This is a genomic window from Geothrix limicola (assembly GCF_030268085.1).
GTDB classification, from domain to species: Bacteria; Acidobacteriota; Holophagae; order Holophagales; family Holophagaceae; genus Geothrix; species Geothrix limicola.
In genome coordinates this window covers 137,941-164,061 of the sequence record NZ_BSDE01000009.1, presented here as the reverse complement: position 1 = coordinate 164,061, position 26,121 = coordinate 137,941, and the positions used below count along the sequence as shown (strand labels likewise).

Here is a 26,121-nt window from a genome sequence, read left to right as displayed (position 1 = left end):
CGCGCCATTCGCGGTTCGGGTTTTTCAGATCACGCCGCGGCGCTGCTGGTCGCGTTCGATGGAGCGGAAGAGGGCGGTGAAGTTGCCTTCGCCGAAGCCCAGGTCGTTCTCGCGCTGGATGATCTCGATGAAGATGGGGCCGATGATGTTCTTCGTGAAGATCTGCAGCAGGTAGCCGTTCTCGTTGCCGTCCACCAGCACCTTGTGGGCCTGGATGCGCTGGGGATCCTCGCGCACGCCGGGCACGCGCTGGAAGACCTCGGCGTAGTAGTCGGGATCGATGTCGAGGGTTTCGATGGGCGTGTCCCGCATGGCGTCGAGGGAGGCGAGGATGTCGCGGGTGGCGAAGGCCAGGTGCTGGACGCCGGGGCCGTCGTACTCGCGCAGGTACTCGGCGATCTGATCCTTGTCGGACTTGGGCTGGTTGATGGGGATGCAGAAGCTGCCATCGGGTGAGCGCAGGGCGTACGAGGTGAGGCCCGTCTTCATGCCCTTGATGTCGAAGTAGCGCACCTCGAAGAAGCCGAAGACCTGCTTGTAGAAGTCGGCCCATTGCTCCATGGTGCCGGGCGGCACGTTGTTGGTGAGGTGATCGACGGCGAGGAAGCCCTTGTCGGACTGGTGGAGCGGATCCGGGTGAGGCGCGAAGTCCGTGTCGTAGAGGCTGCCCCGGGCGCCGAAACGGTCGATGAAGTAGATGAGGCTATCCCCGATGCCATGGATGGCGGGGTAGGGCAGATCCTGGGCCTCGGCGTTCCGCGCGCCGCGGCGGAGGGCTTCCGCGTGGGCGAAGACGGCGTCGTCTACGCGCCAGCCCATGCTGGAGATGGCCGGCCCGTGCTTCTGTGCGAAGGCGCGGGAGAAGCCCGTCGCCTCGTCGTTGAGCAGGAAGGTGATGTCGTTCTGCCGGTAGCAGGTGATGCGCTTGGCGGGATGCTGATGGGTGCGCGAAAAGCCGAAGGCGAGGAAGAGCCGCTCCAGTTCCGTGGTGCTGGGGCCGCAGAACTCCGTGAACTCGATGCCGCGGAGGCCGAGGGGGTTGGGCTGAGTCGTCATGGGGCCTCCTACATCCAGCTCTTCCAGTAGTCCGCCATGGCGACGCTGCGGCCGGCCTCGGTGAGCTGGAGGGGGTTGCGGGTGTCGATCATCACGGCCTTCTCATTGGTGAAGGTCTTGGTTTTCGCGGCTTCGATGGCCTTGGGGTGGGGACCGTGGTGGATGCCCTGGGCGTGGAAGGTCACCATGCCGGGTTCGATGCCGGCGCGGCTGAAGAACTCGCCGTCGTGGTAGAAGAGCACTTCGTCGAAGTCGATGTTGCTGTGGAAGAAGGGCACTTTCATGGCGCCGGGGTCGCCGTTCTCCAGGCTGCGGGGCAGGAAGGAGCAGATGACGGCGTTGCGCATGATCCAGGTGGAGTGGGCGCTGGGCGGCAGGTGGTAGCGTTCGCTCATGACGGGCCGGATGTCGCGCAGGTTGAGCTGCCAGACCGTGAGATCGCCCTTCCAGCCCACGGTGTTGATGGGGTTGAAGGGGTAGGTGACCGTCGTGATGCGGCCCAGGCGCTTGATCTCCAGCTGGAAGGGGCCCCCTTCGCGCGGCGCGGGATCGGGCGTCTTGATGACATCCGTATCGAAGAGCGCGTGACGACCCAGCATGCCGCGATCAGGGATGCCGACCTCGCTGAAGGCTTCGACGATGAGCAGCGAGGTGGTATCCGACGGCGTGTACCGGTAGACCGTGCCCCGCGGGATCACGAGGTAGTCGCCCGCCTCGTAGTTCAGCGGACCGAAGTCCGTTTCCAATTCGCCCGCGCCCTTGTGCACGAAGTGGACCTCGTCGCCGTCGGCATTTCGAACGTAGGCGGGCATGGCCTCGCGCAGCATGGTGAGGGAGATGACGACGTCTTCGTTCTCGAGGAAGGCCACGCGGCCCTTCCAGTAGCCGCCCTCGCCCAGGCCTGCGAGGTCGAGCACGCGCAAAGCCTCAGGCCGCAGGTCGCCGTCGATGTCCGTCCACCCCACGGGAGGCTGGCTGCGGTAGAGGTGGCTCGTGCGGCCGAAGAAGCCGTTGCGGGCGTATTCCTCTTCGAAGAGGCCTTCGGGCACGTCCACATGCGCCTGCACGCTGGTAAGGCCTTTTCGGAACTGCATGGGCACCCCTGGAGTTGTTTCCAGGGTGCGGAAGGGGCGCAGGCATAGAAAGCATAGGGATTGGATGAACATGATCGAAAGAGGCGATCATGTGACCCGAACAGGAGGTTCTCTGGGGCTCCGCTGGGGATTAAACTCAATTTTGGAGATAATGGGAGACCTCCGAGGTCGCCATGTCGAAGAAGGAAACGCCGCTCTTCCCCCTGCGCAAGGGCCTGCACTCACGACAGGCGCACGTGGACCTGCCCGCAGGCACGTTCGAGGAAGAACACGCCCGGAAGGGCTTCTACGGGCGCACCACGCACCTCTATCGCCTGCATCCCGTCACGGACTGGACGCGCATCGAGGGCCCCCTACGCCCCCACAGCTACGATCTGAACGGATTGGCGCCTTCAGGAGACGAGGCCATCCGCGCCTCCATGTTCGGCTCCACCGAGGCCGCCTTCGCGCCCATCTGCATCCTGCACAACTCGGACGTGGCCCTGCACTGGGTGGCGCCCTCCGCCATGGATTTCTTCTACCGCAATGCCGATGGCGACGACGTCTACTACATCCACGCCGGGAGCGGGAAGCTGGAGACCACCTTCGGCGCGCTCACCTACGCCAAGGGCGACTACCTGGTGATCCCGCGGGGCACCACGTACCGTTTCCTGCCCGACCATTCCGAACAGCGCTACCTGCTCATCGAAAGCTTCAGCGAGGTCACGATTCCCGATCGCAACCAGCTGGGGCCCAACGCCATCTTCGACCCGGCCATGCTCGATACGCCGGAGCTGGAGCCCTACGACGCGACGCCAGAAGGTGGCCCGCGCGAGCCCGAGGCAGGAGCCGAGGGCCACCGTCCGCAGGATGGCCCGAAGGGCGAGGCCCAGGAGGGGCCTCGTGAGTGGGCCATCCACATCAAGCGCGAGAACGAGATCACGAAGGTCTACTACCCCTTCAACCCGCTGGACGTGGTGGGCTGGAAGGGCGACCTCACGGTCTGGCGCATCAACGTCAAGGACATTCGCCCGGTCGTCAGCGCGCGCTACCACCTGCCGCCCAGCGCCCATTCCACTTTTCTAGCCAACAACTTCGTCATCTGCTCCTTCCTGCCCCGGCCCTTCGAGGAGGAGGAGGGCGCCATGCGCGTGCCCTTCTTCCACAGCAACATCGACTACGACGAAGTGCTGTTCTACAGCGACGGCCATTTCTTCTCGAGAGACGGCATCGGCGCGGGCATGGTGACCTGGCATCCCCAGGGCATCCACCACGGGCCCCATCCCAAGGCCATCCCCCTCAGCCGCACCAAGGATCGCACCGACGAGGTGGCCGTCATGGTGGACACGTTCCGCCCGCTCAAGGCCACCCCGGCCGCGGGGGCGGTGGAGAATCTGAACTACTGGGCCAGCTGGAAGTAGGAACCCCGGAAGGCCCGTCGTAGGGCCCTAACGCCGCAGGGCGCCCCGCAGGAAGAACCGCTTCACGAAATCCGCGAAGTTCATGTGCAAAATGCGGAAGGGTCCGCGATGCTTGCGCCGGTCGAGGGAAACGCCATTGGCCATGGGACACCTCTGGGTCGAATCGAGAACCCTCATTCTAGGTCGCAAATTTTGCCCGTGAATAGAAAAAAGCGTCAAAAATCGATAAATCAAATTCTTTCATAAACCCTTTGGGTCGCCTTTGTTGTCATGGGGCGGCACGTTTTGGTGAGGCTGGATTTGCTAGGCTGGTGCCTGGAGACGCGCATGGAAAGGTCGGCGGGCATGGCGGGTTTGATGCAGGCTCCAGAGCGCCTGAAGGGGTTGCTGGACTGGATGCAGAGCTCGGGCTGGTCGCGGCTCTCCCACCTGCTGCTGGTGGCGGCGGCCAGCATGGCCATCCTGGGGGCGGTGAAGCTGGTGACCCGGGCGGTGCGCCGCGCCGTGGACGACGGCAACGACGAGGTGACCTCGGATGCCGAGCGCCGGGCCGAGACCCTGGGATCCGTGCTCACCAATGCCGCGCGCGTGGTGGTGGTGGCCTTCTTCCTGCTGATGACGCTGCAGGAATTCGGCGTCAACATCGGCCCCCTGGTGGCCGGCGCGGGCGTGGCGGGCGTGGCCCTGGGCTTCGGCGCGCAAAGCCTCGTGAAGGACGTCATCAGCGGCTTCTTCCTGCTCATGGAGAACCAGTTCGGCGTGGGCGACATCATCAACCTGGATGACAAGAATGCTGGAGTGGTGGAGCGCATGACCTTGCGCATCACCCAGTTGCGCGATTCCGAGGGCCGCGCCCACTTCGTACCTAACGGTTCCATCAATCGGGTGGTCGTGCTGTCCAAGGATTTCGCCCGGGCCCTGGTGGATGTGGAAGTGGGATTCGGCGCCGATCCCGACCAGGTGTTCGAAGTTCTGAAGAAGGTGGGTCAGAAGCTGCACGAGGACCGGCCCTATCAGGCCCTCGAAGTGCTGGAGGTGAAGGGCATCGAATCGTTCAGCCCCAACGGCTTTGTCGTTCGCACCCTCACGAAAACGGCACCCGGCGCCCAGTGGGACGTGGCGCGCGAACTGCGCCGAAGCATCGTGGTGGCCTTCCGGGAGGCGGGCATCGAGATTCCCTACGCCCAGCGGGTGGTGCATCACCGCGAGGCGGGGAGTGGCGCTCCTTCCGCGCTTACGCCCCCCTTTGAAAGCAAACCCTAGTAGCCTCTGGTCAACCCTCTGGAGCCTCCATGGCTACGAAGACCAGCCGATCAGGGCCCACCACGCACTTGCTGCTCCTGGCCCTGATCCTCCTGGCCGCCATCGGGTTGCTGACCTGGCGCACCCTCACCGAAGAAAGCCGTCGGGCGGGAGTGACCCTGTCCGCCAGTGCGGAGGCCGCGCAAAAGGGGATCGAGTTCAGACTGAAGGGAAACGAGAACTACCTGCTGCTCCTCGCGGAGGAACGCGGGCACGGCGCGTTGACCGAGGCGGGCTTCCAGAAGCGCGCGGCCTCCTACATCGCCACCCATCCGGAACTGATCAATGTGACCTGGGTGGACGCCGCCTTCATCATTCAGGACGTGGCGCCGCGGGCGGGCAACGAGCAGATCCTGGGCCTGCGGCTCTCACTCCCGGAACCCAAACGGGCCGCAGAACTGGCGGCGGGGCTCCGGATTCCCCAGTACACGAAGCCCTTCGAGGCCATCCAGGGCCGTCCCTCCTTCGAGGTGTGGGTGCCCGTGTTCGAAGAGGGGCGGTTCCTGGGGCTGTTCGCGGGGGTCTACTCGACGGAAAGGCTCCTGAAGGCGGGCGTTCCCCCTTCGCACAGCGCTGCCGTCAAACTGGAATTGGTGGATGCGGCAGGCAGTCTCCTGGCAGAGGCCCCGCCGGACCAGCCGGCGGATCCTTCCACGCCGCGCCGGGTGGTGGACTTGACGCCCCCGGGTCAGGGGCTCTCCCTGCGGGCGAGCCGTCTCCATCCGGTCCAGGGGCGCCCATGGACCCTGGCCCTGGCCGGATTGTGTCTGCTTCTGGGCTTGGGCGGGGCCACCAGCCTTTGGCGCCTGCGCCGGCATATCAGTGAACGGAAGCGGGTGGAGGCGGCCCTTCGCGAGGCGCACCAGTTCAATGATCAGGTCATCCGGTGCGCTCAGGAGGGGATCATCGTCCACGGCCGGGATCTGCGCTACCTGGAGTGGAATCCCTTCATGGAGGGCTTGACGGGCGTTCCCGCCAGCGAGGTGGTGGGTAGGCATCCCATGGAGGTCTTCCCCTTCCTGCAAGAAACGGGACTGCTGGCCTGCCTGGAACGGGTCCTGGCCGGGGAATCGGTCCAGCCCCTCGAATGGCCCTACGAGCTTCCCCTGACGGGAAAACGGGGGTGGACGAGCAATTCCTGCTCCCCCTTCCGCGATTCGAAGGGCGAGATCATCGGCGTGATGGTGATCGTCAGTGACATCACCGAACGCAAACGCAACGAGGAAGCCAAACACAACCTCGAAGCCCACCTACATCAAGCCCAGAAAATGGAGAGCCTGGGCAGCCTGGCCGGGGGCATCGCCCATGACATGAACAACGTGCTGGGCGCCATCCTTGGCCTGGCCTCCGCCAACCTGGAATCCCAGCCCCCGGGAAGTCCCGCCCACCAGGCCTTTCAAACCATTTCCAAGGCGGCCCTCCGGGGTGGCAAGGTCGTCCGGGGCCTGCTGGATTTCGCACGGCAAAGCCCGGCGGAAGAGCGGGAACTGGATCTGAACGCCCTATTGTCGGAGGAGGTGGGCCTCCTGGAGCACACCACCCTCTCCAAGGTGTCCCTGGCCTTGGATCTGGGCGCCGACCTGCGGCCCGTCCGGGGCGACGCCAACGCCCTGTCCCATGCCTTCATGAACCTTTGCATCAACGCCGTGGACGCCATGCCCGAGAAGGGCACCCTCACCCTCCGGACCCGGAACCTGGACCGGGACCGGGTCGAAGTCACGGTGGAAGACACGGGCTGCGGGATGTCGAAGGAGGTTCTCAACAAGGCCATGGATCTTTTCTTCACCACCAAGGAACACGGCAAGGGAACGGGGCTAGGGCTTTCCATGGTCTACAGCACCGTGAAGACCCACCATGGGGAGATGGAGATCCAGAGCGAACCCGGCCGGGGCACCTGCGTGAAGATGCGCTTTCCCGCCTGCGCGGCTCCGACTCAGGCCGAAGAGCTTCCGCCTGGGGCCCGGCCCGAGGCCCCCAAGGAGGGGCACCGGGTGCTCCTGGTGGATGATGACGACCTGTTTTTGGGCTCCGTGAGATGCCTCCTGGAGGCGATGGGACATGCCGTCACCACGGCGTCGAGCGGCGAGGAGGCGCTTGAGAAACTGGAAGGAGACCTGCCGCTCGACGCGATCATCCTGGACATGAACATGCCGGGGCTGGGGGGCCTCGGAACCCTGCCCCGCTTGCGGGTCCTGCGTCCGACCCTGCCCGTCCTGCTCGCCACGGGGCGGGCCGATCAGGATGTCCTGGATCTCATCGCCGCCCACCCCCTGGTCACCCTGCTGCCCAAACCCTTCAGCATGGCGGATCTCCGGAAGTACTTCGAATCAGCCCTTAGCGCTCGGTGACGCGAAGCCCCACCAGGCGCCAGGCCTCGCCCGTGTCACCCGCGGCGAGGGCCCGTCGGATGGCATGGTCGAGGCCCGCCGCGGCGGGGGGGTCGCCGGGTTTTCGGGTCATGGAGGTGAGGTCCGGCAGGCTCGGGCTGTTCGCCAACTGGCCCAGGTCGTTGCCGGTGAGGACGTGGCTTCGCTTCAGGGCCTCGGGCAGGGCGTCGTAGCCCAGCGGCTTGCCGGCGGGCTTGGGCACCTCGAACACCGCCGAACCGCTGGCCCGGGTGTAGAAGGCGCCGCCGTTTCGGCCCACCAGGTCGAGGCGGTCCGGGTGCAGGAGGCCGTCCACGAAGCAATCCTCCCGCACGTGGAAGGCCAGCACCTCGCCGAGGATCATGAGGCCGGAACCGGGCCCTTCGCCCAGTTCCACCACCTGCTTCAGTCGGCACTCCATCTGGAAGGGGCTTTCGCCCACGAGGGCGGGCTGCACGTGGAGCGCGGGCACGGGTGTCAGGCCGCACTTGGGGAACTCGTCGACGCCATCGGGCCATTCGGCGCTGGCGACATTCATCTGATGCAACATCGCGTGGCTCACGGCCGCGATGACGAATTCCCCCGTGGCCACGGCGTTCAGGTAGGTGTGCTTCACCGTGCCGTCGCGACCACGGCGGTTGGGCGCGAAGGCCACGGTCGGGGGATTCGATCCGAAGGCGTTGAAGAAGCTGAAGGGCGACAGGTTCCGCACGCCCTCCGCGCTGCATGTGGAGGCGAGTGCGATGGGGCGCGGGGCCACGCCGCCACAGAGCAGGGCGTTGGTCTCGATGGGGCTCAGGTCGGCGGGGAGGATCGTGCGATGGCTCATGGTGGCAAACCTCACTGGTTCGGACGGCTGCGGTCCCCGCGGATCACGGCGCCGCCCTTGACGACGGTGCGCAGGCGCTGGAGCGCCGTGATGTCCTTCGTGGGGTCTTCGGCGAGAGCGATGAGATCCGCATGGGCACCGGGTTCCAGGGTGCCCAGATCCTTCGCGCCCAGCAGGTCCGCGGCGACGAGGGTGGCGGATTGCAGGGCCTGCAGGGGTGTCATGCCGCGATCGACCATCAGGGCCAGTTCTTTGGCGGGGTTCTCGGTCCAGGGGAAGGCGCCCGCATCGCTGCCGAGGGCGATCTTCACGCCCTTGGCGAGCCCCTTGCGGAAGGCCGCAGCGAGGAGCTTCGGATACAGGTGGCCGAGGGGGCCCCGTCCGTCGGCCACCCAGACGCCCGCGTAGATGGTGGGGCACCAGAAGGTGCCCTGCTTCAGGGCGCGCTCCAGCAGATCGTCCGTGAAGCCGTCGGCGTGCTCCAGCGTGTCGAAGCCCGCGGTTAGCGCCGCGTCGATGCCATCCCAGCCCTTCACGTGGGCCGAGGTGCGTTTGCCGAGGCGGTGGGCCTCCTCCACGAAGGCCTTCAGCTCCTCGGGCCGGTAGTTGGTCAGGGAGCGCAGGCGTCCGTCGTCGCCGAGGTAGGCGCTGCGGTCCACGTAGACCTTCACCCAATCGATGCCGCGCCGCACTTCGTCGCGCACGGCCTGGCGGATGGGCTCCACGCCATCCACCACGCGCACGCCCGAGGGCAGGTCCAGCTCCCAGGCGTAGTTCTGCAGCGGGTAGGTGCCGGTGGCCGAAAAGGCGCGACCGGCCACGAAGAGCCGCGGGCCGGGGATGACGCCGGCCTCGATGGCCTTCTTCAGATCCACGTCCGCGTATCCCGCACCTTCGCTGCCCAGATCCCGCAGGGTCGTGAAACCCCACAACAGGGCCGAACGCGCCGCCACCGCCCCGCGCAGGGTGCGATAGGGCACGCTCTCCTTGAGGATCTGGTCGGCGTAGTCCTGGCTGAGGCGATTGCCCTGCAGCAGCACGTGGGTGTGGGCCTCGATGAGGCCCGGCAGGACGAACTGGTCCGAGAGGTCGAGGACGGTCGCGCCCTTGGGTGCCGAGGCCGAAACCTGCGCCCAGGGCCCGCTGGCGGCGATGCGGCCCGCCTGGATGAGCAGCCCGCGATCCGTCTGCACCTGTCCCGTGCGCACATCCAGCAGGCGCCCCGCCCGGATGAGCGAAGGTTCCTGGGCGGCGAGGGCCAGGCCCATCAGGAGGACGACCAGGTGACGGAGCTTCAGGGGCCGGATCATGCCGCCATCATGGTCCAGGGAAGGCCATTGGGCAACGACTGGGCGACTGTTTGGGCGACGGTTTCGACCGCCATCCGGATGGGGATCACTCCCCGGCTTCGCCCGAGGGCGAGCCGGCGTAGAGGTCCGGAAGCGTTCCGCCCACCAGGTGCGGCGGCATGTCGCTCAGGCGCTCGGGCACGTGGACGACCGTGTTCACGAGGCGGCCCAGGCCCTCGATCTCCATGACGACCTCGTCGCCGGCCTTGAGCCACAGGTTGTCGGTGATCTTGGAGCCGTTCAGTTCGAGCAGGCAGCCCGTCCCCACGGTGCCGCTGCCGATGACTTCGCCCGGGTGCATCTGGATGCCGTAGCTCGTCCGCTGCAGGATCTGCGCAAAGGTCCAGTTCATGCTGTCGACGTCGCCGTTGGACAATCGCTGTCCATTGACCGTGCAGGTCATGGGCGCATGCAGGATCTCGCCCTTGGGGGTCTTTTCCAGCTTCAGCTCGTCCTTGGTCACGAGCCAGGGGCCGAGACTGGTCGCAAAATCCTTGCCCTTGCAGGGGCCGAGAGAGAGCTTCATCTCCTCCATCTGGAGCATGCGAGCGCTCCAGTCGTTCATCACCATGTATCCGAAGATGGCATCGTCGGCCTCTTCCAGGGTGGCGTTCCGCAGGGGGCGGCCGGTGACGATGGCCACCTCCAGCTCGAAATCCAGGCGCACCAGATGGTGGTCCTGCACCCTCACTTCGCCGGGGCCCGTGACCGCCAGGTGGTTGGTGAAGTAGGTGACGGGGAAGAGGTCGAACTCGGGAATCATGTCGAGGCCGCGGTTGCGGCGGGCGGTGGAGACGTGCTGGCGGAAGGCGTAGCCGTCCCGCATGGAGACGGGGCGCGGGATGGGTGCCAGCAGCTGCACGGAGGCCGGATCCACGAGGGCATGGGCCGGCGGATGCTCGGCCATGCGGCGGGCCAGGGGCATGAGCCCATCCTGGCGGCGGATGAGGGTGAGCATGTCCACGGCCAGGCGGGCCTCGGCGGCACCCAGATCGAGAATGCGGCCATCGGCCAGGATGGCGCCGATCTTCTCGCTTCCAGTCTGCAGGAAAGTCACCAGCTTCATCGCGCACTCCAAGGCAAAAGACCAGTGTACCGCCGGATGAACATCACTCTGGCGTCGTCATTGCGCGAGCGAAGAGAGCAGGTCTTCCAGCCCTTGGCTCCCGGGAAAATCGGGTAGCCTTTTCCGATGCTCACCCGATCCCTTCTCATCAGCCTCCTCATGCCCGTGGTCGCCATGACGCAATCCGCCATCGAACCCGGCGGCGTGAAAACCGCCCACATCGAGCCGCTGCGCCTCGGCCAGATGCAGGTCTGGACGCTAAAGGACGGAGAGATCCCCCTCGAAGCCTCCCTGCTCAAGGGTCTCGCGCCGGCCGACGCCCGGCGGATGCTGGGCGGCAAGGACGCGGCGGTGACGCCCGTGAACGCCTACCTCGTGCGCCTGGGCGGAAAGACCGTACTCGTGGACACGGGCATCGGCAAAAATCCCGAGGTGGATGCGGGGCACCTGATGGAACGGCTGGCAGAGGCCGGCGTGGCGCCGACGGACATCGATCTGATCGTGATTACGCACTACCACTTCGATCACATCGGCGGCCTGCTGAAGGCCGACGGCAGCCGGGCCTTCCCCAAGGCCAAGCTCCTTGTGCCGCGCCGCGAGCAGGCCTTCTGGCTGGGCGAACCCACCACCCTGCCGGAGCGCCTGCGGGAACGCATCCCCAAGCTGAAGGCGCTCTTCGCGGTCTATGAAAAGGAAGGCGCCTTCGGCACCTTCGAGGATGGGGCGGAACTGCTGCCAGGCCTTCGCGCCATCGCGGCCCACGGTCACACGGGGGGGCACACGGTCTACGCCTTCAGCTCCGAAGGCCGCGAGCTCTGGTGCCTGGGCGACCTCATGCACTTCGGCGCCGTGCAGTTCGAGCGGCCCGAAGTGGGCGTGTCCTTCGATGCGGATGGCGAGCAGGCCATCCGGATCCGGCAGGAGCTCTTCAGGAAAGCCGCCCAGTCGAAGGCGGTGTTGGCGGGCGCCCACCTACCGCGCCTCGTGCGGATCGAGGCCAAGGGCTCCGGATATTCAACGGTGCCCGTCGTCCCCTGAGTGAGCGCCTGAGTGAGCGGGGGCCCCTAGCGGGACAGCAGCTTCAGCAGGGTCTCGGTGGCTTCGCGGATGCGCGCGGGAGGCGTGCAGAGGGGCGGCATGAGGTACATGCAGTCGCCGATGGGCCGCACCAGCAGGCCCTGATCAAGGGCGCGGCGATGGAGGCGCCAGCCGAAGCGCGACTCGGGATCGTGGGCCTGCCCGGTGGAAGGATCAACCAGCCGGCAGGCGCCAATGGTGCCGAGCACCCGCGCCTGGCGCACGCCGGGATGGGCGGCGAGGGCCGTGAAGGCCTCCTTCATGGCGGTGTGGATGTCACGGGCGTTGGCCAGCACGGGCTCGTCGTCGAAGAGGGCGAGGCTGGCGCAGGCGACGGCGCAGGCGGTGGGGTTGCCCGTGTAGCTGTGCCCGTGCAGGAAGGCGCGCCCCGAACTGGGCTCGCCCCAGAAGTGCGCGTAGATGGCTTCGGTGGCCCAGGTGAGGGACAGGGGCAGGGTGCCGCCCGTGAGGCCCTTGGAGAGGCAGAGCAGGTCAGGCGCCACGCCCGCTTGTTCGCACGCGAGGAAGGTGCCCGTACGCCCGAAGCCCGTGGCCACCTCGTCAAGGATGAGGTAGACGCCGTGGGCATCGCACTGCGCGCGCAGCTCCTGCAGCAGCTCGGGCGGCCACATGCGCATGCCGCCCGCGCACTGGATGAGCGGCTCGGCGATGAAGGCCGCCATGCGCTCGCCGTGGGCGTCGAAGAAGGCGCGCATGCCCTGGCGGGCGGAGGCCAGTGTCTCGGGCCAGCCCGTCAGATCGGGATGGAGTTCGCAGCGCGGATCCTCGGGCACCTCCAGTCGATCGCAGGCCAGCAGAAGGGGGCTGAAGAGGCCCGTCATGAAGTTTTCCAGCTCGCCCACGCCCACGGCGCCGAGGGTGTCGCCGTGGTAGCCGCTACGCAGGGCGCCGAAGCGGATGCGTCCCTTTTCGCCGCGCTGCAGTTGGGCCTGGAAGGCCATCTTCAGGGCCACTTCCACGGCCGTGCTGCCGTTGTCCGAGAAGAAGGCGCGGGTGAGGTTCCCGGGCAGCTTCGGCCGCAGCCGCGTCACCAGCTCGAGGGCGGGTTCGTGGGTGAAGCCCGCGAACATCACGTGATCGAGGCGCGCGGCTTGGCGCTCGAGGGCGCTCACGAGGCGGGGATGGCCGTGGCCGTGGAGGCAGGTCCACCAGCTGGAGATGCCGTCCAGCACGCGCTCGCCGTTGGCCAGCAGCAGGTCACAGCCCTCGCCGCCGATGACGGGCATCGGCGGATCGGCTTCGTGGACCTTCATCTGCGTGAAGGGGTGCCAGACGTGGGCCCGGTCCAGGGCGAGGCGATCGGACCAGTCGGGAGGCAGGGGGCTCGGCATGCCCTCAGTTTAGGACGTGAACCAGTACCGGCAGAAACCCGCGCAGCACCGCCGCGTTCTCTTCGGCGGCCTCGAGCGTGGCGCCGTCGGCGCCGGGGTTGAGCAGCACCGCCTCGAGGCGCCAGCCGCGCAACATGAGGGCTTCGGCGGAGAGCAGGGTGTGGTTCAGGGTGCCCAGGCCGCCCAGGGCCACGAGCACGCAGGGGATCTTCAGATCCGTGGCCCAGGCGAGGAAGTGCGTGGACGGCGCGAGGGGCACCATGAGCCCGCCCACGCCTTCGAGCAGGACCCGGCCATGGGCGCTTTCCGCGGGCCGCCGGCACCAGGCCGCGGTGGCGGCCAGGTCGAGGGTCTTCCCTTCGCGCTGGGCGGCGGCCAGGGGCGCCAGCGGCGCCTTCAGCAGGATGTGGTTCTCCACCGTCACGCCCGGCCGCTTCAGGTAGGTGGCGTCGGCTTCGGGATCATCGGCCCGGTCCACGCCGGTCTGGAAGGGCTTGCGGTAGGTCACTGGTGCGCTTTGGGCCCAGGCCTCGGCGATGCGGGCCGACACGAAGGTCTTGCCCACGCCCGTGCCGGTGCCCAGCACCCAGAGCGGACTCGGAAGCGCATCGAAATTCAGCATCGCTGGATAGACCCGTCTACTTCTTCAGCTGGCTGAGCATCTGGCGGGCCTGGCCGGCCTGTTCGCTGTTGGGGGCCGTGGTCAGGATCTTGTTCCAGGCCTTCTCCGCCTCGGCGGGCTTGTTCAGGTCATTGGCATAGACGATGCCGATGTTGAAGAGGCTCTGGACGTGGTTGGGATCCTGCTTGTTGGCCTTCTGGAAGTTGGCGAGGGCCTTGTCGAACTGGCCGAGCTGGCGGTACATCACGCCCTGGTCGGTGAGGACGTTGGGATCGCCGGGCTTGAGGCTGAGGGCCCTGGCGTAGGCGTCCACGGCCTTCTGGGCCTGGTGGGAATCGAAGTACTCGTTGCCGAGGGCCACCCAGGCGTCGTGGTTCTTGGGATCGGCCAGCACCGCCGCTTCGATGCGGGAGATGCGGGCCATGGTTTCGGCGCTGGGAGGAGCGGCCGGCATGGCGCCTGGCATGCCACTGGGGGCCGCGCCAGGCATGCCACCGGGCATCCCGCCGCCGAGCGAAGGCGCCTGCATCACCGGGGCCGTGGGCGCGGCCACGACAGGACCGGCCTCTTCCTTGGATCCACCGCTGAACACGAAGTACCCCGCGATGAATCCAGCGACGAGACCTCCAGCCAGGGCGAGCATGATGTTGCGGTTCAAGCGGCACCTCCTGATGACCCTGTGGTCCGTTAGGATTCTCCCACAGGTGGGGCCCGGGGGTTCCGGCGCCTTTCCAGCGGCAGCGAAATCAGTGATCCAGGAGCCTGCCGAGGGCCTGGATGAGAGCCTCGATCTGGCCTTCCTCCAGGTGGGCGCCGGTGGTGATGCGCAGGCGGGCCGAGCCTTCGGGCACGGTGGGCGGACGCACGGCCCGCACGTCGAAACCCTCGTCCTGGAGCAGGGCCGCGAGGCGCACCGCATCCGCATCGGCGCCGACGAACACGGGCACGATGGCCGAGGGCTGACCGGGTTGCCCGAGGGCCGCACGCAGGCGGCCGGCGAGCGCCAGGGCCCGCTGGCGCCGCCAGGGCTCGGCGCGCGCGAGTCGGATGCCTTCCAGAGCTGCGCCGAGAACCGGTGGCGGGAGGGCCGTCGAGAAGATGAAGCCCCGGGCCGTGTTGAGGAGGTGGTCGCGCAGCAGCCGGTCGCAGCAGACGAAGGCACCGAAGGATCCCAGCGCCTTGCCGAGGGTGCCCATGACGAGGGGGATGCGCCCGTGCAGGCCCTGGGCCTGGGCCAGTCCCGCACCGTCGGCGCCCAGCAGGCCCGTGGTGTGGGCCTCATCGATGAGCAGCAGGGCATCATGCCGGTCGCACACCTCAAGCAGGGCCGGCAGGTCCGCCGCGTCGCCGTCCATGCTGAAGACGGCATCCGTGGCCACGAGGGCCTGGGCCTGAGGCGGGGCCCCGGCGCGCCAGGCGGCAAGCTGCGAGGCCAGATCCCCCAGATCGAGGTGACGGAAGATGCCCACGTGGGCGCCGCCGGCCTTGGCCATGCGGCAGCCATCCACGATGGAGGCGTGGTTGAGGGCGTCCGAAAAGACGCCGTCGCCCCGGCCCACCAGGGCCGGGATCAGGGTGGCGTTGGCCTGAAAGCCGGTATTGAAGAGCAGGCAGGCCTCCGTGCCCTTCCAGGCGGCCAAGTCGGCCTCCAAATCCTCGTGGAGGGGGCAGGTGCCGCGCAGGAGGCGGGCGGCCCCGGCCCCGGCGCCGTGGGCCCTGGCGGCCTCGGCGGCGGCCTCGGCCAAGCGGGGATCGCGTCGCAGCCCCAGGTAGTCGTTGGAACAGAGATCCACCCCGGCCGGGGGCCGGATGTCGCGGTTGCGGCCCAAGGATTGGCGCCGCTCGGCCTGTTGCTGGAGGCGCGTTTGCCAGGGGGAGGGGATCACGGAACCTCGGGGCCGCTCACGGCAGGGAAAGGTGGGGGAATGTTAGGATCTGAGAGGGATCCGCGTCCGGATCTCCCTTGGAGCGTGGCATGGATCTTCAGCAGTCGTGGCAGGGAGCTTCGGAAGGGACCCGGTCCCGGATCGATTTTGTCCGGAACGTCTACCTGTGGCTCATGGGCGGTTTCGCCGTGGCGGCCCTGGGCGCCCTCAGCGCGCCCTTCGTGGCGATGGCCCTGGTGCCGGTCGCCGGGAGCTTTCTGGGGTGGGTGCTCTTCGGGATCCAGTTCGGCACCCTGATGTTCGCCTCCTCGGTCAGCCGCCGGAAGCCGCTGAACAAGGTGGCCTACGGTTTGTTCACCTTCGTCTCGGGGGTCATCGCGGGCATCGTGGCCCTGGTGATCGCCCAGGGCGCGGGGTTCATGCCGGTGTTCATGGCCTTCGGTCTCACGGGCGTCGTCTTCATGACCCTCACCGTGACGGCCTTCGTGTCCAAGAAGGACTTCAGCTTCCTCCGCAATTTCGTCATCGTCGGCATCACCGTGATGTTCTTCGGCAGCCTGGCGGCGGCGATCTTCCACCTGGAGACGTTCCGGCTCATCATTTCCGGCGTGGCGGTCATCGCCTGCTCAGCGAAGCTGCTCTGGGACACCTCGGCCATGCTCCGCACCAATGATTTCGGTGATCCGGCCGGCTTCGCCTTGGCCCTCTTCGTGAGCCTCTACAACATCTTCATCTCGCTGATGAACCTTCTCGGCGGCCGGCGCCGCTAAGGCGACCGCCCGCGTTTCGAACCCAAGGAAACCCATGCTTCGTGCGTCTCTCATGTCCCTGATCGCCCTCGGTGTCGTCGCCCAGGAACCGGCGAAGGCCGCGCCCCAGGCCCCTCCAGCGGCTACCGCTCCAGCTCCCGCCCCTGCGCCCAAGCCCGAGGATGTGGTGCTGGCGAAGGTGGGTGATACCACCATCAGCGAGGCGGATTTCCAGGCGGCCTTCCAGCTGCTGGGCCAGCAGGAGCAGATGCAGATCCTCATGATCCAGGGCGGCAAGGACGAGTTCGTCAAGCACATGGCCGAGAGCAAGCTCCTCTCCATCAAGGCCAAGCGCATGGAGCTCGACAAGAACCCCAGCTATCAGCGGGCCCTGGACCGTGCCAAGGACGACCTTCTGGCCCGCGAGTTCCTGACGAAGGAAAGCGAGGCCCTGCAGAAGAAGCTGGTGGTGGCCGAGCCGGACGTGAAGGCCTACTACGAGAAGCACCCCGAGCGCTTCAAGCAGCCGGACCTCGTCAGTGTTCGGCACATCCTCGTGTCGGTGAAGCAGGGCGAGGGCCAGCCGGGCGTGACGGAGGCCGAAGCCAAGGCCCGCATCGCGAAGATCCAGGCGGAGCTGAAGAAGGGCGCCAAGTTCGATGCCCTCGCCAAGAAGTACAGTGATGATCCCGGCAGCAAGGACAACGGCGGCCTTTATGCCGATGCCGATCCCTCGGGCTGGGTGCCCGAATTCGGCGCCGCCGCCCGTACCCAGCCCGTCGGCAAGGTGGGCGCGCCCGTGAAGACGTCGTACGGCTACCACCTGATGAAGGTGGAGAACCGCAAGCCCGCCCGCCAGGTGCCCTTCGAGGAGGCCAAGCCGACCGCCGAGAAGATGGCTCAGCAGGAGCGGCAGATGCAGGTGTGGAACGAGCTGATGGACGGCCTCCGCAAGGAGATCCCCTTCGAGCTGGTGAAGCCTGCGCCGGCCCCCCAGGCCGCCGAGTCCGCCAAGGCTCCGGAAACCCCGAAAGAAGGTGCCAAGTGAAGATGATTGCGCCAACCCTGGCGATCCTGCTCGCCGCCCCGGCCCTGGTGGCGGAGACCAAGACCGATGTCCGCGAGGAGATCCTCGTGGTCGTCAACAAGCACATCATCACGCGACGCGAGCTGACCCAGGCTGTCGAGCAGCAGCACGCGGCCCTCTACCGCCAGTTCGCCGGCAAGGAGCTGGATGAGAAGCTGAAGGATGCGCGCGGGAAGACGCTGCAGGGGCTCGTGGACGCCTTCCTGCTGGAAGACAAGGGACTGGAGTTGAACTCCCCGGTCACGGACGACTACGTCCGCGCCAACGTCGATGCCATCAAGAAGGAAAACAACTTCGCTACGGATGCCGACCTCGAACGCGCCCTCAAGGGCAGCCTGGGCATCGGCCTTCCCGAATTCCTCAAGCGCCAGAAGCAGCAGGCCATCCAGCAGTTCGTGCTGCAGCGCGAGGTGTATTCCAAGGTCGCCGTGGAAGACAACGAGCTGCGGGCCTACTACGAGGATCACAAGGACGAGTACCGCCTGCCGAGCCGCTTCCGCATCCGCGAGCTGGTGCTCGCCAAGGGCGCGACCCCTGAAGAACAGGCCGAGGCCCGCAAGAAGCTGGAATCCATCCAGGCGGAGCTGAAGGTGGGCAAGTCCTTCGAAGAGCTCGCCCGTGCGCAATCCACCAGCCCCAGTAAGGCCACGGGTGGAGACCTGGGCTGGATGAACAAGGGTTTCCTGCGCGCCAGCATCGAGGATGCGGCCGTGAAGCTCAAGCCCGAGCAGGTTTCGGCCCCCATCGAGACGGACAAGGACCTCTACCTGATCCAGCTCATCGCGCTGGAAGACGCCCCCGTGAAGGCCTTCGCCGATGTGAAGGCAAAGATCCTGGAAAAGCTGCAGGAGCCCAAGGCCCAGAACGCCATCGAGCAGTATCTGTCGAACCTGCGGACCCGCGCCAACATCCGGTATCTGGTGCCCAAGGAACAGATCCTGAAGGGGTGATGCCGTGCGTCTCGACGCCTTCCTCAAGAAGAGCCTGCTCATCAAGCGGCGCGAGCTGGCCCACCAGCTTTGCGACGAGGGGATGGTGCGGGTGAACGGTGTGCCCCGCAAGGCCAGCCAGGACGTGAACCCCGAGGATGAGCTGGAGTTTCCGCTCTACAACCGCGTCCTGAAGGTCCGGGTGCTGGCGCTGCCGGAGGGCAACGTGAAGAAGGCGGACCAGTGGTCCCTCTTCGAGGTGCTGGAGGACAAGCGGATTCCCCTCGAACTGGGCTACGGGGACGAGGATCCCTTCGCCGCGCCGCCGAAGGCCCCCCGCAACCACTAGACAGCCCTTGTCGCATCGGGGCCATCCCGGGCGCACCTGGAGTACCCATGCCCGACCAGTCCCTCATCCGGAACCTGAAGGAGGGGGATGCCTTCCAGGGTTTTCTTCTGGCCCAGGAGGCAGCCTACAAGGTCAGTGCCAAGGGCAGCGAGTACCTGGAGCTGAAACTCTCCGACGCCTCGGGGGACCTGAAGGCCTTCCTGTGGGACATCCGGGCCATCGAGGGCGATATGGATGCCATCCACGCGGATGTCTTCCTGCGCGTGAAGGGGTCCGTGACCAGCTACAACGGGCGGCTTCAGATGAAGCTCGACAAGGCCCGCTTCGCCGCCGACGCCGAGGTGGGCGACTTCTCCGCCTTCTTCCCCGTGAGCGCGCGTCCCGTGCTCGAGATGCTGGCCGAGATGGACGGGCTGATCGATTCGGTGCGCGATCCCTGGATCCAGGGACTGCTGCGTGCGCTCTTCGTGGAAAACGGCGATCTTCGGGCGGCCTTCGCCCTGGCTCCGGCCGCCAAGTCCATGCACCACGCCTATCTGGGCGGCCTGCTGGAGCACACCCTGTCCATCCTGGGCATGGCCGAGCGGGCCTGCGCGCATTACCGGGGGCTGAACCGGGACCTGGTGGTGGCCGGCGTCTTCCTCCACGATGTGGGCAAGACGGCCGAACTGAGTTACCAGCGCAGCTTCGGGTACACCGATGCCGGCAACCTGCTGGGCCACATCGCGCTGGAATCCGAATGGATCAGCCGGGCGGTGGGCAAGATTCCCGGGTTTCCAGAGGAGCTGCGCATGCAGATCCTGCACATCGTTCTCAGCCACCACGGCCGCCTGGAGTTCGGATCGCCGGTGCTGCCGAAGACCCCCGAAGCGCTCCTGGTCCATTACCTCGACGATCTGGACGGCAAGCTGGAGGTCATGTTCCGGGCCATCCGGGACGAGGCGGAGAGCGGATCCTGGAGCTCGTACAACCGGGCCCTGGACCGGATGGTCTACCGGACGCGCTGGCCCGAGACGGATTCCACAAGCGAATCTGTCCAAAAATGAACAGGTAAGTTCCTGCCTGACCACAACTGGACGGATTATGCAGCCCTCTGGGCAGGTATCGCAGGGCTACCCTGGGGAAGAAGTGCTGACAACTCAAGGCCTATGCCTTTTTGTCGAGGTAGAAAATTCCTGGCACGGCTCTGGCTCAGTGGGAAGTCCGACCCTGCTGAGGTGATCCATGAAGCTTTCCCGTAAAGCCAAGCGGTACGACGATTCCGTGCTTCCCGGCGAGTTTCAGGGCTTCGAATCGTTTCATCAGACCGATGTGGAGTTGGATGGGACGCTGGATGGCTTCCTCCGCCGCGCCGATGGGAGTGTTCAGCTGGGCGAGATGGTGCTGGAGCGCCACGCCCCGAAGAAGCTGAGCTTCGCCAAGTTGAAGACCAAGGCCGAAAAGCTTTCCGAGCAGGTGAACTACCTCAAGGAACGCCTCGAGATCGTGGACCACGACCGGCGCGGGATGTACATCCAGCTGCGCAGCCTGCCGCCCTACAAGGACGACACCCAGATCCAGTTCAACGAGATCAGCATCGGCAAGAACAAGATCGTCGTGAAGCGCATCGCCTTCTATCGCAAGGAAGAGGTCAAGCAGCAGGTGCCTCTCCAGCTGTCCGAACTGGAACTCAAGCGCCTCCTGTTCGATATTCGACAGGCGATCGCGTAGGGCGGTGCTTTGCTGATCTAATTCAAGTTATGACTGCAACAAGGGCGCCATTTGGCGCCCTTGTTGTTGGGGTTTGGCTTCGAGGGGGGTGGGGGCCAACCTGGGTGTGATGCTCTGCTCGACGGGTCCCGGCAGGTGACGCTGCACTGCAGCGCCACCTGCCACCCGTCAGAGCATCGCCATCCAGCTCCCGCTCTCCGCCCGGATGGGGCCTTCGGGCAGGTCGCTTTCCTTGAACATGAAGTGGCTGCTGTTCCAGCTGCCGCAGCTGTCGCAGCGGTCGGCGTAGTCCTGGGTGCGCTGATTGCAGACGGCGCACTCGTAGCGGAGCTTGAGGACGCCCAGGTTGCGGAGCAGCTGGCGGTACTCGTTCAGGGCGGCATCCAGACGGGCGCGGCGGCTGTGGATCTTCGCCATGAAGAAGAAGAGGATCGGGCTGTAGACCACCTGGCTGCGCACCTCCTGGAAGAGGTCCAGGGCCTCGTCCAGGATCTCCAGGCGGTAGAGCATCTTGCCCAGGAAGAACTTGGCGGTGGTGGCGTGCTTGGAGGTGGCGGCGACCCGCCGGAGGAGGGCCAGTCCGTCCTCGGGCCGTCCGAGCTGGATGAAGTAATCCTCCAGCTCCTGCAGGAAGGTGCCCTCACCGGTCTTGCGGAATCCTTCGAGCCAGATCTCCAGGCCCTGGGCCTCCTGGTCCTGCAGGATCATGCAGCGGCCCAGGCTGAGGTAGGCGGGCACGAAGTCGGGCTCGTCCTTGAGGACCTGCTGGAAGATCTGGGCGGCATCCTTGAACTGGTCCGCGTCCACCTTGGCCATGCCCACCTGGTAGGCCAGGGCGGCGCCCTGGGCCCGCTCACCCTGGGTGAGTTCCGGGCCGAAGCCGGCCACGAGCTTCTTGTGGGCTTCGGCGGCCTCCTCCCAGCGCTGGGCCTCCATGTGGAGGGCGCGCAGGCGCCGCCAGGCGCGGAGGGCCTTCTTCGGATGATCGGCGGCGAGCTTCTTCAGCACGGCGACGGAGGCCTCGGGATTGCGCACGGCCATCAGCGCCTCGGCCAGCTGGTAGCGGGCCTCGACTTGGTCCGGCTCGTCTTCGCAGAGGGCCTGGAAGAGCTTCACGGCCTCTTCGGCATTGCCGGTCTTCAGGAGGATCTCCCCCATGAGCATGCGCGCCGGGATGTGCTCCTTGCGCTGCTCAAGGATGGTCTCCAGGATCTCCTTCGCCTCGCGCGGAAGGCCGTGAGCCACCAGGTCGCGGGCGTCCTGCATGCGCTCGGAAATCCGCTTCACCAGCCGGGTGTCGGCGGAGGCATTGAGCCCCTTGACGAGACGCATCAGCTCCATGATCCCCGTGAAGAGGATGTTCAGGAAAAAACCCAGGAAGAAGGTGAGGAGGATGAGCGACTGGAGCTTGATGCTCTCGCCGAAAACCACGACCTCACGGATCAGGAGCTCATGGTTCGCGAGATACATGTTTCCAAGTACCGTGAGCACGAAGGCGATGAGCACGAAGAAGAACACATGAATTAGGCGCATCGACGATCCTCAGTGGATGCGCCTAGCATGACACAGCGCGTGGGGACCTTCAGCCCTCGGTCTTGTCCGCCCACTCCTTCGCTGCCTTAAGGTCTTCCCAGACGGCGCGGCGCACGTCCTGGGTGTACTGGCGCAGCACGTAGGCGGGATGGAAGGTGGGCATGACGGGAATCTCGCGGTCGCCGACCTGCAGGCGCTTCCACTGGCCGCGCACCCGCGTGATGCCCTCGCTGATGCCCACCAGCTCGCGCAGAGGCGTGGCGCCCAGGGTGACGATCACCGCGGGGCGGATCAGTTCGATCTGGCGGCGGAGGTAGCCGAGGCAGGCGCGGGCTTCTTCGGTCGTGGGCGTACGGTTGTCCGGGGGACGGCATTTGACGACGTTGGCGATGTAGACGGCCTCGCGTGTCAGGCCGATGGCGCCGATCATCTTGTCCAGCAGTTCGCCGGCCTTGCCCACGAAGGGCCGGCCCTGCAGATCCTCGTCCCGGCCCGGGCCCTCGCCGATGAAGAGGAGGCGGGCTTGGGGATGGCCTTCGCCGAAGACGAACTTCAGGCGTCCGGGCCCCAGGGGGCAGGCGAGGCAGCCCTGGATGGCGCGCTGCAGCTCCTGGAGGGTGGCTGCCGTGGCGACGGCTTCAGGCGGCGGGCAACCGCCGGGATCCGTGGGCGGAACATAGGCCGCCGCGGGTGCGGGCACCGGCCTGGGCGCGGGGCGGGGGGCCACGGGGCGCGCCGGCAGAGAGGCCGAGGCTGGAGTCGAAGGCGTTTCCTGGACCGGCGGCGCGGGTTCGCGCACCAAGCCCATCACCCCCAACTCCTCGAGGGTGTCGCGCCAGGCTTGAAGCGGATGTTCCATCCCTTCCAGCCTAGCCGGAACCTCTGCCGCGTTCCTGGCATCCTAAGGTATCGGAGCCTAGATGCCGCAGTCCCCCACCGAAACCCCATTCGGCACCCAGGAGGCGTTTCATGCCGCCTTCGCCGAACTGTACCCGAGGTTGGTGAGCTACGCGCGGCGTTACGGGGCCACCTTCCCGGAAGACATCGCCCAGGAAGCTTTTGTCATCCTCATGCAGCGGGAAGAACGGGTGGAGCATCCCACCGCCTTCCTGTATGGCACCGTGCGCACCCTCTCCCTCACCGAGCGCCGTCCCATGAAGAACCAGAACCTCAGCCTGGAGGCCGTCTCCGAACCCGGACTCGCCGGTGGCGCGGACGATCTCGTGCTGAACCAGGAGGTGCGGGAGCGCATGCGGCTGCTTTCACCCACCTTCCGCGAAGCCCTGTGGCTCTTCGTCGTCGAAGGCCTCTCCATTCGTGAAATCGCGGACATCCTCGCCATTCCCGAGGCCACCGTGAAGACCCGCATCCACCGGGCCAAGGCCCAGCTCAAAGATCAGCTCAACCCCTCAGGAGGCGTGCATGTCTTGGTCTGATCCCGCACGGCGCTTCGAACCCGCCGAGGACGTCCAGCTCCGAGCCGAACTCCGCGACCTGCTGGGGTTGGGGCCCGCCGTGGCGCCCAGGGTTGCCGAACCGACGGCCGAATTGAACGCCCTGGCGAACGACCTCCGCCGCGAGGCCCAGCGCCGCAGCCGCACCCAGCGGACCCGCCCCACCTGGGGCCTGCTGGCCGCTGCCGCCCTGCCGCTGCTCGTGTCCTTGGCTGGCCTGGGCACCTGGGGCTTCCATCAGAAGGAGCGAGCCGATGAACTGGCCGCCCAGGCCCAGCGTCAGGAGCAGGAACTGACCCGCATGGCGACGCTCCACGCCACGGAGGTGGCCAAGGAGCGCCAGGCCAAGGAAGAAGTTCAGCAGAAACTGCAGCTGGCTTCCCGCAAGGGCGGGCGCAAGACCGAGCCCTACCTCGTGATTCCTGTGGAAAAACCCCTCAAGGTGGTGGGGGACGACTACCAGCGGGTGAAGCAGAATCCCCAGTAGGCGGGCCGGCCCGGTACGGTCCTGGCAACGCCGGTGGTAAGGTGTGCCCATGGCCAGCAATCCCCTGCTTCTACTCATCCTTCTGCTCACGGCCCTCGCCACGATCCTGGCGGGCATGGGGGTCTTCGGAAACAGCCGGCCCCCCGACCCGCGGCTGAACTCGCTGCTCAACGACCTGGATGACATCAAGGGGATCCTGTCCCAGCTCCAGAAATCGGTGCTTCAGACCGAGCGCAAGCTGGAAAAGGAAATCCAGGTCTCCCGCACCGAAAGCCGCGAAGTCGTCGAGCGCCTCGCCGAAGTGCTCGACAAGCGCATGAAGGAACTGGCCGGCTAGTTCGGACGCGTGGAAGCAGCGTCAGCGTTGCGTTACCCGGAGTCGCGCAGCGCCCCGCATGGCGAAGCCTGCTCTAAGAAGCAAGCGGATCACGGCTGCACCGGGATCCGCGCGGGGGCCCGGGGGTGTGCGCGCAGCGCGGAACCCCCGGAGAACATTACCCCGCCTGGCTGTGGTTCGCCGGTGTCCAGCCCCGCTCGTTGAGCAGCTTCACGCCCTGGATGCGGGTGAGGCGGAAGGCCATCTCCTCCTGGTGGAGGTGGCAGAAGGCCAGCAGGTGGTCCTCCTGGATGGTGCGGGGCGAGACCCGCCGAAGCTGCGTACGGTGGGCGGCCGGAGGCAGGTAGGTGAGTTCCACCATGAGCGTGTGGCCGGCGGCGTATTCGAGGATGCGCTGCACCTCTTCGGCAAGCTGATCCTCGCCGCCCAGGTGCAGCATGGGGATGCGCCGCTGCACTTCCTGGTAGAGGGAGGGATCCTCGTCGTGGAGCCGCTGGATGGCCGAGCGCACCATCTGCTGCACGGGCTCCAGGTGGTGGTTCATGCCCTTCTCATCCACGAAGGCGAGGGCGGCCAGGGCCCACAGGTAGAGCTTCTCGTCGCTGTCCACGCTGAGGGCGAGGAAGCGGCCGGGCTTGGGCATGAAGCCCGCCTGCTTGAGCAGGGCGTGGGCATTGCCGTCGCCGCGCACTTCGAGCACGGTGTCCGACAGGGAGCCCAGCTTCAGCGGCGCCAGTTCGGGCCGCAGCTTCAGTTCATCCGCCAGGTGGGCCGTGCGGGCCCGTACGAGCCGCACGCCCTGCTGGACCTCCACCTCGCCCACGCGGCGGGAGAGATCCTCCAGCAATTGGAGCAGGGGCTGGGGCAAGGTCTGGGTGGCGGCGCCGAGGCGCTGGCCCAGCTCTTCGAGGGGCACGCCCGCATCGAGGGCCCGCACAAGCGTCGCGTGGCTCACCCGGAAGGTGCCCATGGCATCGAGGGATTCCACATCCGCCAGCTGCGCGAGCTGGAGCAGGCGGTGGGGGTTCTGCAGCAGGGGCGTCAGCAGCTCCAGCGTGGGCTGCATGATCATGGGCTGATCCTGCTCCAGGGGCTGCCAGTGGGCGGCGGTGCCCTTCAGGTCGCGGAGCAGGTACTCGTGGGCCAGGGCCTCGCCGTGCTCGGTGAGCCTGAGATGCGCGAAGCCCTCGTCGCCCTGGATGATGCCCATGCGGCCGAGGAAGGGCAGGAACACCGTGCGCGTGCGCTCCTCGTCGAGGGGATGCAGGGTCTTGAGGAAGCCGAGGAAGGGCTGGACCGCCAGGGCCTGGCCGCGGCGCTCCAGCAGGTGCTGCATCAGGAAGTGCCGGTCTTCCGCCGGGGGCATGCCCCAGGCCTTGAGGTCGTGCTCCAGAAGGCTCGCGAAGGCGCGCTCGGCCACCCAGCGGGGCGGGTGGCTGATAACGGCGGGCAGCAGGGTCTCCACGCGCCCGTCGCGGTTCCAGAGCAGGCCGAGGCGGTGCAGCAGCGTGAAGAGCAGGGTCGCGTCCTGCTCCTCCTGCAGCATGGCGTTGCGCTGCATGAGTTGGCCCAGCTCCTTCTTGGCGGGCAGGCCGCCCTTGAGCACCCGCAGGCCCGCCACGCAGCGCAGCAGCACGCTGGTGAGCGCGAGGGAAAAGCGGAAGGGCTCGGCGCTCTTCAGTTTCACTTCGGTCGGGGCCTGGAAGCTCAGGGCGCCTTCGTCGAAATCCTCGAGGGCATCGGCCACCCGATCAGCCACGGTCCAGCCGCCTTCCGTGGGCAGGATCAGGCCCAGGTCGCGCAGGATGCCGATGACCTGGGGCTCGGGCGGGGCGCCTTCCCCGACCAGGTGCTTCAGGGCCACGAGGGATTCGCTGTCCAGGTCCGCCAGGGTGTCGGAGAGGCGCTTGTGGTCCTCCAGGTGGAAGACCATGGTCTTGAGCAGGCGCATGCGGCCTTCGCCGCCATCCTCCCAGCGGATGGGAATGGGCAGCCGCCGACGTTCGCAGATGGTCCGGAGCTGCTCATCCGAGCAGTTCGATAGAAGCTGGAAGTGCGTGTGCGGCATGGGCACCCGGGTACAGATG

At 66.8% G+C, this 26,121-nt stretch carries 25 protein-coding genes; 13 read left to right on the top strand and 12 right to left on the bottom strand.

All coding sequences use genetic code 11. From position 1 onward, the window contains the following. Window positions 1-24: 24 nt before the first annotated feature. Complete coding sequence (gene hppD / locus QSJ34_RS17860; RefSeq protein ID WP_285577896.1) at window positions 25-1,056, bottom strand: 4-hydroxyphenylpyruvate dioxygenase; 1,032 nt, start codon at window positions 1,054-1,056, stop codon at window positions 25-27. Window positions 1,057-1,064: 8 nt separating this feature from the next. Beyond that, window positions 1,065-2,150: a homogentisate 1,2-dioxygenase gene (locus QSJ34_RS17855; RefSeq protein WP_285577894.1), complete on the bottom strand. Its 1,086-nt coding sequence runs from the start codon at window positions 2,148-2,150 to the stop codon at window positions 1,065-1,067. Between the two features lie 173 nt (window positions 2,151-2,323). Here QSJ34_RS17855 and QSJ34_RS17850 point away from each other — a divergent pair, with 173 nt between their 5' ends. The 3 genes from QSJ34_RS17850 to QSJ34_RS17840 all read left to right on the top strand — a co-directional run bounded on the left by QSJ34_RS17850 (window position 2,324) and on the right by QSJ34_RS17840 (window position 7,200). Then, window positions 2,324-3,550: a homogentisate 1,2-dioxygenase gene (locus QSJ34_RS17850; RefSeq protein ID WP_285577892.1), complete on the top strand. Its 1,227-nt coding sequence runs from the start codon at window positions 2,324-2,326 to the stop codon at window positions 3,548-3,550. Between the two features lie 327 nt (window positions 3,551-3,877). Next, on the top strand, window positions 3,878-4,813 hold the full coding sequence (locus QSJ34_RS17845) for a mechanosensitive ion channel family protein (RefSeq protein ID WP_285577890.1): 936 nt from the start codon (window positions 3,878-3,880) through the stop codon (window positions 4,811-4,813). Window positions 4,814-4,842: 29 nt separating this feature from the next. Continuing rightward, window positions 4,843-7,200, top strand: coding sequence for an ATP-binding protein (locus QSJ34_RS17840; protein ID WP_285577888.1), 2,358 nt, complete (start codon window positions 4,843-4,845; stop codon window positions 7,198-7,200). Here the strand turns inward: QSJ34_RS17840 and QSJ34_RS17835 are convergent. From QSJ34_RS17835 to QSJ34_RS17825, 3 genes are all read right to left on the bottom strand, one after another. Further along, the gene (locus QSJ34_RS17835) at window positions 7,187-8,047 is read right to left on the bottom strand and encodes a flavin reductase family protein (RefSeq protein ID WP_285577886.1); all 861 of its coding nucleotides are present in this window, start codon (window positions 8,045-8,047) and stop codon (window positions 7,187-7,189) included. The two genes, QSJ34_RS17840 and QSJ34_RS17835, sit on opposite strands and share 14 nt — an antisense overlap. Window positions 8,048-8,058: 11 nt before the next feature. Then, window positions 8,059-9,357, bottom strand: a complete 1,299-nt coding sequence (locus tag QSJ34_RS17830; protein WP_285577885.1) for a metal-dependent hydrolase family protein — start codon at window positions 9,355-9,357, stop codon at window positions 8,059-8,061. Between the two features lie 85 nt (window positions 9,358-9,442). After that, window positions 9,443-10,462, bottom strand: coding sequence for a fumarylacetoacetate hydrolase family protein (locus QSJ34_RS17825; protein ID WP_285577884.1), 1,020 nt, complete (start codon window positions 10,460-10,462; stop codon window positions 9,443-9,445). Between the two features lie 126 nt (window positions 10,463-10,588). On the opposite strand from QSJ34_RS17825, the gene QSJ34_RS17820 reads away from it, so the two are divergent. Then, window positions 10,589-11,500 carry an MBL fold metallo-hydrolase gene (locus tag QSJ34_RS17820; protein ID WP_285577883.1) on the top strand — a complete coding sequence of 304 codons (912 nt, stop codon included), beginning with the start codon at window positions 10,589-10,591 and terminating at the stop codon, window positions 11,498-11,500. A 26-nt stretch (window positions 11,501-11,526) separates the two neighbouring features. On the opposite strand, the gene bioA is transcribed toward QSJ34_RS17820, so the two are convergent. From bioA to QSJ34_RS17800, 4 genes are all read right to left on the bottom strand, one after another. Beyond that, a complete protein-coding gene (gene bioA / locus QSJ34_RS17815) occupies window positions 11,527-12,891 on the bottom strand; it encodes an adenosylmethionine--8-amino-7-oxononanoate transaminase (RefSeq protein WP_285577881.1) in 1,365 nt (454 codons plus the stop codon). 4 nt (window positions 12,892-12,895) lie between these two features. Further along, a complete protein-coding gene (gene bioD, locus QSJ34_RS17810; RefSeq protein WP_285577880.1) occupies window positions 12,896-13,513 on the bottom strand; it encodes a dethiobiotin synthase in 618 nt (205 codons plus the stop codon). Between the two features lie 16 nt (window positions 13,514-13,529). Next, on the bottom strand, window positions 13,530-14,171 hold the full coding sequence (locus QSJ34_RS17805; RefSeq protein WP_285577878.1) for a tetratricopeptide repeat protein: 642 nt from the start codon (window positions 14,169-14,171) through the stop codon (window positions 13,530-13,532). An 88-nt stretch (window positions 14,172-14,259) separates the two neighbouring features. Further along, window positions 14,260-15,399, bottom strand: a complete 1,140-nt coding sequence (locus QSJ34_RS17800) for an aminotransferase class I/II-fold pyridoxal phosphate-dependent enzyme (RefSeq protein ID WP_285577876.1) — start codon at window positions 15,397-15,399, stop codon at window positions 14,260-14,262. Between the two features lie 89 nt (window positions 15,400-15,488). Between QSJ34_RS17800 and QSJ34_RS17795 the strand changes: the two genes are divergently transcribed. The 6 genes from QSJ34_RS17795 to QSJ34_RS17770 all read left to right on the top strand — a co-directional run bounded on the left by QSJ34_RS17795 (window position 15,489) and on the right by QSJ34_RS17770 (window position 20,223). Continuing rightward, window positions 15,489-16,169 (top strand): Bax inhibitor-1/YccA family protein, encoded by a 681-nt coding sequence (locus QSJ34_RS17795; RefSeq protein ID WP_285577874.1) that lies wholly within the window; start codon window positions 15,489-15,491, stop codon window positions 16,167-16,169. 34 nt (window positions 16,170-16,203) lie between these two features. Then, window positions 16,204-17,196, top strand: coding sequence for a peptidylprolyl isomerase (locus QSJ34_RS17790; RefSeq protein ID WP_285577872.1), 993 nt, complete (start codon window positions 16,204-16,206; stop codon window positions 17,194-17,196). 2 nt (window positions 17,197-17,198) lie between these two features. Then, window positions 17,199-18,185: a peptidylprolyl isomerase gene (locus QSJ34_RS17785; RefSeq protein ID WP_285577870.1), complete on the top strand. Its 987-nt coding sequence runs from the start codon at window positions 17,199-17,201 to the stop codon at window positions 18,183-18,185. A 4-nt stretch (window positions 18,186-18,189) separates the two neighbouring features. Next, window positions 18,190-18,513, top strand: a complete 324-nt coding sequence (locus QSJ34_RS17780; RefSeq protein ID WP_285577868.1) for an RNA-binding S4 domain-containing protein — start codon at window positions 18,190-18,192, stop codon at window positions 18,511-18,513. Window positions 18,514-18,560: 47 nt separating this feature from the next. Next, entirely contained in the window at window positions 18,561-19,559 is a 999-nt protein-coding gene (locus QSJ34_RS17775; RefSeq protein WP_285577866.1) for a 3'-5' exoribonuclease YhaM family protein, read from the top strand. Between the two features lie 178 nt (window positions 19,560-19,737). Further along, window positions 19,738-20,223, top strand: coding sequence for a hypothetical protein (locus QSJ34_RS17770; protein ID WP_285577864.1), 486 nt, complete (start codon window positions 19,738-19,740; stop codon window positions 20,221-20,223). Window positions 20,224-20,391: 168 nt separating this feature from the next. Here the strand turns inward: QSJ34_RS17770 and QSJ34_RS17765 are convergent, their stop codons facing one another. Further along, complete coding sequence (locus QSJ34_RS17765) at window positions 20,392-21,756, bottom strand: tetratricopeptide repeat protein (protein ID WP_285577862.1); 1,365 nt, start codon at window positions 21,754-21,756, stop codon at window positions 20,392-20,394. A gap of 49 nt (window positions 21,757-21,805) precedes the next feature. Continuing rightward, window positions 21,806-22,615 carry a uracil-DNA glycosylase gene (locus QSJ34_RS17760; protein WP_285577860.1) on the bottom strand — a complete coding sequence of 270 codons (810 nt, stop codon included), beginning with the start codon at window positions 22,613-22,615 and terminating at the stop codon, window positions 21,806-21,808. Window positions 22,616-22,676: 61 nt separating this feature from the next. Here QSJ34_RS17760 and QSJ34_RS17755 point away from each other — a divergent pair, with 61 nt between their 5' ends. Genes QSJ34_RS17755 through QSJ34_RS17745 form a run of 3 tightly spaced genes read left to right on the top strand, consistent with a single transcriptional unit; the run spans window position 22,677 to window position 24,034 of the window. Then, a complete protein-coding gene (locus QSJ34_RS17755) occupies window positions 22,677-23,192 on the top strand; it encodes an RNA polymerase sigma factor (protein WP_285577858.1) in 516 nt (171 codons plus the stop codon). Then, window positions 23,179-23,697 (top strand): hypothetical protein, encoded by a 519-nt coding sequence (locus QSJ34_RS17750; RefSeq protein WP_285577856.1) that lies wholly within the window; start codon window positions 23,179-23,181, stop codon window positions 23,695-23,697. Before QSJ34_RS17755 ends, QSJ34_RS17750 begins: the two co-directional genes overlap by 14 nt. 49 nt (window positions 23,698-23,746) lie before the next feature. Continuing rightward, window positions 23,747-24,034 carry a hypothetical protein gene (locus QSJ34_RS17745; RefSeq protein WP_285577854.1) on the top strand — a complete coding sequence of 96 codons (288 nt, stop codon included), beginning with the start codon at window positions 23,747-23,749 and terminating at the stop codon, window positions 24,032-24,034. 157 nt (window positions 24,035-24,191) lie between these two features. Here the strand turns inward: QSJ34_RS17745 and QSJ34_RS17740 are convergent, their stop codons facing one another. Beyond that, complete coding sequence (locus QSJ34_RS17740) at window positions 24,192-26,102, bottom strand: helicase-associated domain-containing protein (protein WP_285577852.1); 1,911 nt, start codon at window positions 26,100-26,102, stop codon at window positions 24,192-24,194. Window positions 26,103-26,121 lie beyond the last annotated feature (19 nt).